The sequence below is a fragment of the Polyangium fumosum genome, assembly GCF_005144585.1.
GTDB lineage: Bacteria > Myxococcota_A > Polyangia > Polyangiales > Polyangiaceae > Polyangium > Polyangium fumosum.
Genome location: NZ_SSMQ01000031.1, coordinates 125322 through 132038, shown reverse-complemented (window position 1 = coordinate 132038; position 6717 = coordinate 125322). Strand labels below are relative to the sequence as shown.

Genomic DNA, 6717 nt, shown 5'->3' with positions numbered 1-6717 from the left:
TCTTGACCGGGCCTGTTCGATGAACTGCGCATCGCGCAGTTCATCGACCTCGGGTCCAGCCCCTGGCTGGTCCGGGTGCAGGGGCGGATAGCCCCTGCTGGGGCCTGGGGCAAAGCCCCAGCGAAGCGGCTTCACGATGAGACCCATGCTCAGGACGCTCGGCGAAAGCGGCGGGCCGCCCGGGAAAGGACGGCCCGCTTTACGCTTCACCGTCGCGTCAGCCGGTGCAGGGGAGCGATGATAGGGGCCAGCGAATCGCGCCACTTATCATCCACCGGTTCTTAAGTGCCTCTGCCACGCCCAGGCACGCTCGAACCTCCGCCGCCGAGCCCATGGCCGTATGCCAATCAGCAGCCGAGCCAACCGCAGAACCAGTCCGCGGCGTCAGCGACGGTGGAAGAGATCCAGCCCTCCACCGTGCCGTAGCCCGATTCCACGACCGATCCCGCCGACTTCGACCAGGTCACGAGCTCGGCGGCGGCGTTTCCGGTCGGGGAGATCATCTCGTCGCTGATCTGATGGACGGCGGTGTTGATCGCTCCGCCCACGACCGGCTGCGTTCCCTGCAGCCAGATCAACGTCTCACGACTGGCGTCCACCGCCCGTATGTAGGTGTTGCCTGCCATATGGTTGACGACGAGCGCGGAGTCGTCGAACGCATTCATGGCGACCAAACTCCCCTGGTGGGTCCAGTCGATCCCCCACTGGGTCACGTGCCTCGACGCCTCGAACGTGCCGCCGCCCGACCAGCCGCGCACGGCGTTCCACGCATCCACCGCGTCTTCGCCCTTCACGTACACGGACACGCCGACGGGAATGACGACGAGCGGCACGTTGAATCCGTATTGCCCATTCTGGCCATACTTCAGCTCGCCATAAAGGCCGACGCCGGCCCCGATGTTCACCGCCCCCGTCGTCCCATCCGGATCACCTACGCCCCTCGTCAAGACGACCAGGTTCGCTTCGGCGCCGAAGGCCACGCCGGTATCCGTGAAACTCACGGCCGCGGCGCCGGAGACGAGCTGCACCTCCGTGTTGTAAGGGATACCGCCGAGCGCGTTCCACGAGCAGCCGGCCGTGAGAACCGACCCCGATACCTTGATGTTCCCCCGCGACTTCTCGAAATCGCCGTCGAACCAGCTCACCTCGTACGTGCGCCCGGCCGTGGGCAGCATCGCGCGCCCAGAAAGGAGCTCGTTCACCTCGATCGCCGTGCCCAGCTCTTGGGAGGGCAAGATCTCGGAGACCGTCGTGTGCAGGCTCTTTTGCTGGATGGGGCTCAGCGAATCCCAGAAATCCCTGCCCGTGCCGAGGCTGTAACCCAGGTGGGGCAGCGCCTCGGCGATCACGAAAGGATCACTCACGGCGTACCCACCGCCCTCGGGGTTTTCCACGACGAGCAAGAGCTCCCGCGTGCCGTCGTCGTCCACGTCCTCGTTGGCGAGCCTCATCTTCGGCACAGGAGCCGGGTCGACGAACGGCTGCACGAGCCACTCGCCCGTACCCGCGTCCGCATTCCCCGTGGTGATGCCCGGCGACGTGGCGGCGCGTTTCAGGAAATCGCCTTTCCAGGACCGAAGACGGACGGTCTCCGTCCAGAGGCTTTCGACCTTCCACCCGCCCTGGTCCCAGGTGGTGACGCCCTCCGGGCCGTCGGGGCGGTGCAGGTAGTCGCCCTTCCACGACCGGAGCTGGATCGTCCCGTTGTCCGTGCACTCGATGACCCAGGCGCTGCCGACGCCAGCAGGGGCGGCGGCGACGCCGTACGGGGTGTCGGGGCGGGTCAGATAATCGCCCTGCGACGACCGGAGGCGAACCACGTCATTGCAGGCGGCAGCGCCCATCGCGATGACCTCCGCCGTCCACTCGTCGTGACCCGAGGAGGCGAGGAGCAGCCCGTCGTTCTGGTTGGTCCGGGACAGATAGTCGTTCTGCGACGACCGCAGCTTGAAACGCCCGTTGGCGGTCGGGACGACGGTCCACTCGCCTTGCTGGTTATTGGTGGTGATGGGCGGATAGGCGCCTGCGCCGGCGCGGTGCAGGTAGTCGCCCAGCCGCGACCGGAGCTGGATGTTCCCATTGTTCATGCACTCGACGGTCCAGACATTGCCGATGCCGCTCCCCCACGTGGTGGCGCGTTCCGGGCCCTCGGGGCGGTGCAGGTAGTCGCCCATCTTCGACCGGAGGCGCACCCGATCGCCGCAGCGCGCCGGGCCTAGCACCTGGGCGCTGTCCCCGCTGGCCGCCATGCTGACGACCCCGTAGGCCTCGCCGACATAGGACCAGTCGTTGCCCGTTTCGTGGCCGATTTTGCCACGCTTCCATATCCCGTTGTTGGCGGCCGCGTATAACGACCCGTTGTAGCTCGTCAGGCCGGTGGCCCCGAAAACGTCGCCGACATAGGTCCACTCGGTGCCCGGGGTGGCGCCGATGGCGTTACGCCTCCAGAGCTTGTTGTTGGAGGCCACGATCAGCGACCCGTCGTGGGCCGCCATGCCAGTGACCCCGTAGGCGGAGCCGACGTAGGTCCAGTCGTTGCCCGTCTCGGGGCCGGTGGCGCCGCGCCGAAAGAGCCCGGTGTCGGTGGTCATGTAAAGCGAGCCGTTGTAAGAAGCCATCGCGGTGGCGCCCCAGGCCGGGCCGACGTGGATCCAATTTCCGGAATGGAGAGCGTCGCGTTTGTAGAGCTCGTTGTCGGCGACGACGTAGAGCTCGCCATGGTGAATGGCCATTGCCCTGACCCCGTGGACGGCGAGCTGGGCGTACCAGTCGTTGCCCGTCGCGGGGCCGAGCGCGCCACGCTTGTGGATCGCGTCGTTGGCGGCGACGTAGAGCCCTCGAGGCACCTGGAGTTCTTGCCGAGCCTCGGAAAGCTCCTCTTCTTCCAGAGGCGCGCCGACGTCGGCTGCGCACCCGACGGGCGAAAGCGCGGCAATGAGGAGCGAGAGCGAAAGGGGGAGCACGCGGCGTGAAGGTTTCTGTTTCATACGAAGCTTGCGTTGTGGCTGGTGTCGAAGGCGCGGCCGGCCCGTCCGGCGTCGCGGTCGGCCTCTCAGCAAGCCTCGTACCCACCAGGTGGAGCCGCGTTTGTGCTCGATTTCCCGCGTGACGCGCCCCCCGCGCGCGGCCGCGAGGCGCCTCCGGCCCCTGGCCGGCCACTGGCCGGCCAGCCCTCATGAGCCGCTTCATGCTGAATGCAAACGAATCCCTCGCAGCCGGCGCGTATCTGATCTCCACCGGCCTGTTCTTCGCGATCACGCAGGCGACGCGCTGGTAAGGAAGGAAGTAGACTGGCGCGCCATGCACACCCTCCCTGCCGAAGCTTCCTCCGCCGGCGAGCCGCGAGAGCAGACGAAAAACGACGCGACCATCGGCTACACGTCGGAGCAGTCGCTTTGGCGCGCGGCGACGGTCGTGGCCGAACATGTCGAGCCGCTCGGCACGGTCTCGGAGCACGACGGCGACGTTTCGACCTTCCTGGGGCCCGGGAAGCGGTACCAGATCCGCGAAATGCTCGGGGTCGGCGGCATGGGAGAGGTGCACCTCTGCCGCGACGAGGCCATCGGGCGCGACGTCGCGCAGAAGACGCTCCTCACGGGAGTCGCCGGGAAAGGGCGCGAGGAACGGCGGTTCTTTCGGGAGGTGCGGGTGCAGGGCCAGCTCGAGCACCCGTCGGTCGTGCCGGTCTACGACATGGGTATCGGCGCCGACGGCAAGCCGTACTTCACGATGCGAAGGGTCCAGGGACATACACTCGCGGAGGTGCTGCGAGGGCTCGCCCGAGGCGATGCGTCGATCCAGGCGGGCCACACGAGGCGCCGGCTGCTCGAGGCCTTCGTCCGGGTCTGCCTCGCCGTGGACTATGCGCATACCCGCGGCGTGCTGCACCGTGACTTGAAGCCGTCCAACATCATGCTCGGCGCCTTCGGCGAGGTGTACGTGCTCGACTGGGGCGTCGCGAAGCTCGTCGCCGATCGAGCGACGGGCACGCCCATCACGATGGGGGAGCCCCCCAAACCCCCGGCCCAGCCGGTGACGGTCCCAGGGGCCGAGCTCGCGCGTCAGGAGGGCATGGTGGGCACGCTCGCGTACATGTCCCCCGAACAGATGCTCGGCGTGGAAAACAGCCAGGACGCGCGCACCGACGTGTACTCCCTCGGCGCGATCCTCTACGAGATCCTGACGCTCCGCCCGCTGCACCGGGGCACGCGCGAGGAGATCACCGAGTCCACGCTGCGCGGCGCCGACGCTCGCGCGTCCGCCGTGGCGCCCGACGTTCCGCCGGAGCTCGATGCGATCTGCGTCCGCGCGACCTCCATCGAGCGGGCTCGGCGATTCACGAGCGCACGCGAGCTCTGCGACACCGTGGAGCGTTACCTCGACGGCGATCGGGACCTCGAGCGCCGCCGCGAGCTCGCCGCGCACCACGTGCAGCGCGCCCGAGAGGCATTCGAGCGCGCGCGGCGGCCAGAGAACGCCGGCGCGGCCGCGGCCACGCGCGCCGAGGCGATGCGCGAGGTGATCCAGGCGCTCGCGCTCGATCCCGAGGAGGCCGACGCCCGCGCGCTGCTCGTGAAACTGCTGCTCGAGCCCCCCGAGCACCTGCCGCCGAGCGTCGAGGCCGAAATGGCCGAGTCGGCACGCACGAGCCGGCTCTACACCGCGCGTTTCGGCATCTACGCCCTGGTGGGCTGGACCGCGACGATCCCCGTCGTCGCGTGGATGGGTATCCTCGACGTGTGGTCGTGCGCCGCGGCGTCGGTGCTCTGCGTGCTCTCCGCGCTCTACGCCGTCTGGATCTGGCGGAGCCGCGGCGCCACGTCGAGGCAACTGATCGTGCTCGCCACGGGGGTCGCCGCGACGTGCGGGGCGCTGAGCTGCTGGCTCGGCCCGTTCGTCCTCACGCCCACCGCGGCGGCGACGACGACCATCTGGTTCACGCTCCACGCGGAGCGACGCGAGCGCTGGCTCGTAGGGCTCCTCGGAGGGCTCGCGATCGTCGTCCCCTTCCTCCTCGAGCTCGTGGGGTGGATCCCTCGCTCCTTCAGCCTCGAGGCGGGCCGCTTCGTCCTCCACGCGCGAGGCGTACACCTCGCGCATCCGCACACCACGCTCGCGCTCCTCTACTCGAGCGTGACGTTCACCGTGCTCCAGCCGGTGCTACTCGGGGGGCTCCGCGACGCGTTGAGCGCCGCGGAGCGCAAGCTCTTCCTCCAGGCCTGGCACCTTCGGCAGCTCGCCCCCACCGCGGGCGGCTCCTCCCACGCGCGTCGCTGACCATGCCGTCCGGCGGGTATCGGCGTACACTGCCCACGTTGAAGACCGAGACGCTCGACGACGCGCTGGAGTTCGCCCCGGACACGATGGGGACGACCCACCCAGGGCTTTGGGTGGTGCATTCCGGCGAGCAGCCCAAGCACCACGTGCTCGCGTGCGGTGAGGGCGAGCACACGCTCGAGGTGGGCCGCGACGAGCTCGCGGCGGCGGGGATCCTGGACGGTCGCGTGTCGCGGCGGCACGTCCGCATCGAGCTCGACGACGCTCGCTGGACGGTGCGCGATCTCGGCAGCCGAAACGGGACGTTCGTCGATGGGCGGCGGGTGCAGAGCGCGCGCAGCCTGAGCGCGCCCGTGGTGCGAATCGGACACACCGTGATGCTCCCCGTCGGCGACCGCCGGCCGTACGAGGCCCGCGGGCTCGTGGTCCGCGACGGCGTGGTGATGGGGAGCTCGCTGCTGATGTTACGCGACCGCATCGCGCTCATCGCGCTGAGCGGCGCGAGTGTCCTCATCCTCGGCGAGACGGGCACCGGCAAGGAGCTCTGCGCCGAGGCCTTCCACACCGCGTCGGGGCAAAGCTTGAGCCGCCCGTTCGTCGCGGTCAACTGCGCCACGATCCAGAAGGAGCTCGCCGAGGGCATCCTTTTCGGCGCCCGCCGCGGCGCGTACACCGGCGCCGTGACGGACACGCTGGGCCTCGTCCAGGCGGCCAACGGCGGGACGTTGTTCCTCGACGAGGTCGCCGAGCTCGATCTGGGCGTGCAGGCCAAGCTGCTGCGCGTCCTCGAGACGAAGCGGGTCATGCCGCTCGGCGGCGTCACCCCGATCGAGGTCAACGTGCGCGTGTGCGCGGCGACGCACAAGGACCTGCGGGTCGAGGTGACCGAGGGGCGATTCCGTGGGGATCTGTACTTCCGCATCGGCCGCCCCGAGGTGCGACTTCCGGCTCTCCGCGAGCGCCGCGAGGAGATCCCGTGGCTCATCGAGCGTGCGCTCGCGTCCTCGACGACGACCCGCGCGAAGGTCACGGCGGGCGCCGAATTCGTCGAGGCCTGCATGCTCCGGCCATGGCCCGGCAACGTGCGCGAACTCCTGGCCGAGTCGAAAATCGCGGCGCTCTCGGCGATGGCCGCTCACCACGGAAGCATCCTCGCGACGGATCTCGACGAGGAAGCCGGGCGCGCGCTCGCTTCCGCAGACGAGTCCGAAGTCGACGCGCGGCCCGAGGCGCCGGCGCCCGAGCCCGAGGCGATCGAGGCGGCGCTCCGCGCGGAGCACGGCAACGTCGCGCGCGCCGCGGCCCGCCTCGGCGTCACGCGCGGCCGGGTGCGGCGCTACGTCGAGCGGCAGGGGATCGACGTGCGGACGCTGCGCTGAAATCGGCCCCCGAACGCCCCGCAGGACGCAGGGCGAGCGGAGCCGAGCGTATACGAGCGCC

3 protein-coding genes are annotated in these 6717 nt (G+C 69.5%); 2 read left to right on the top strand and 1 reads right to left on the bottom strand.

Annotated features, from left to right (window positions below; genetic code table 11):
* Positions 1-347: 347 nt before the first annotated feature.
* Positions 348-2987 (bottom strand): fascin domain-containing protein, encoded by a 2640-nt coding sequence (locus E8A74_RS27340; protein ID WP_136932021.1) that lies wholly within the window; start codon positions 2985-2987, stop codon positions 348-350.
* Between the two features lie 313 nt (positions 2988-3300).
* Here E8A74_RS27340 and E8A74_RS27335 point away from each other — a divergent pair, with 313 nt between their 5' ends.
* Together E8A74_RS27335 and E8A74_RS27330 are read left to right on the top strand one after the other, a co-directional pair.
* Positions 3301-5277, top strand: a complete 1977-nt coding sequence (locus E8A74_RS27335) for a serine/threonine-protein kinase (RefSeq protein WP_170229403.1) — start codon at positions 3301-3303, stop codon at positions 5275-5277.
* 38 nt (positions 5278-5315) lie between these two features.
* Positions 5316-6656: a sigma 54-interacting transcriptional regulator gene (locus tag E8A74_RS27330; protein WP_170229402.1), complete on the top strand. Its 1341-nt coding sequence runs from the start codon at positions 5316-5318 to the stop codon at positions 6654-6656.
* Positions 6657-6717 lie beyond the last annotated feature (61 nt).

What these genes read in the sequence shown, in the direction of transcription:
- E8A74_RS27340 (WP_136932021.1), bottom strand. Translation starts at nt 2,987, where the DNA reads ATGAAACAGAAACCTTCACGCCGCGTGCTCCCCCTTTCGCTCTCGCTC.
- E8A74_RS27335 (WP_170229403.1), top strand. Translation starts at nt 3,301, where the DNA reads ATGCACACCCTCCCTGCCGAAGCTTCCTCCGCCGGCGAGCCGCGAGAG.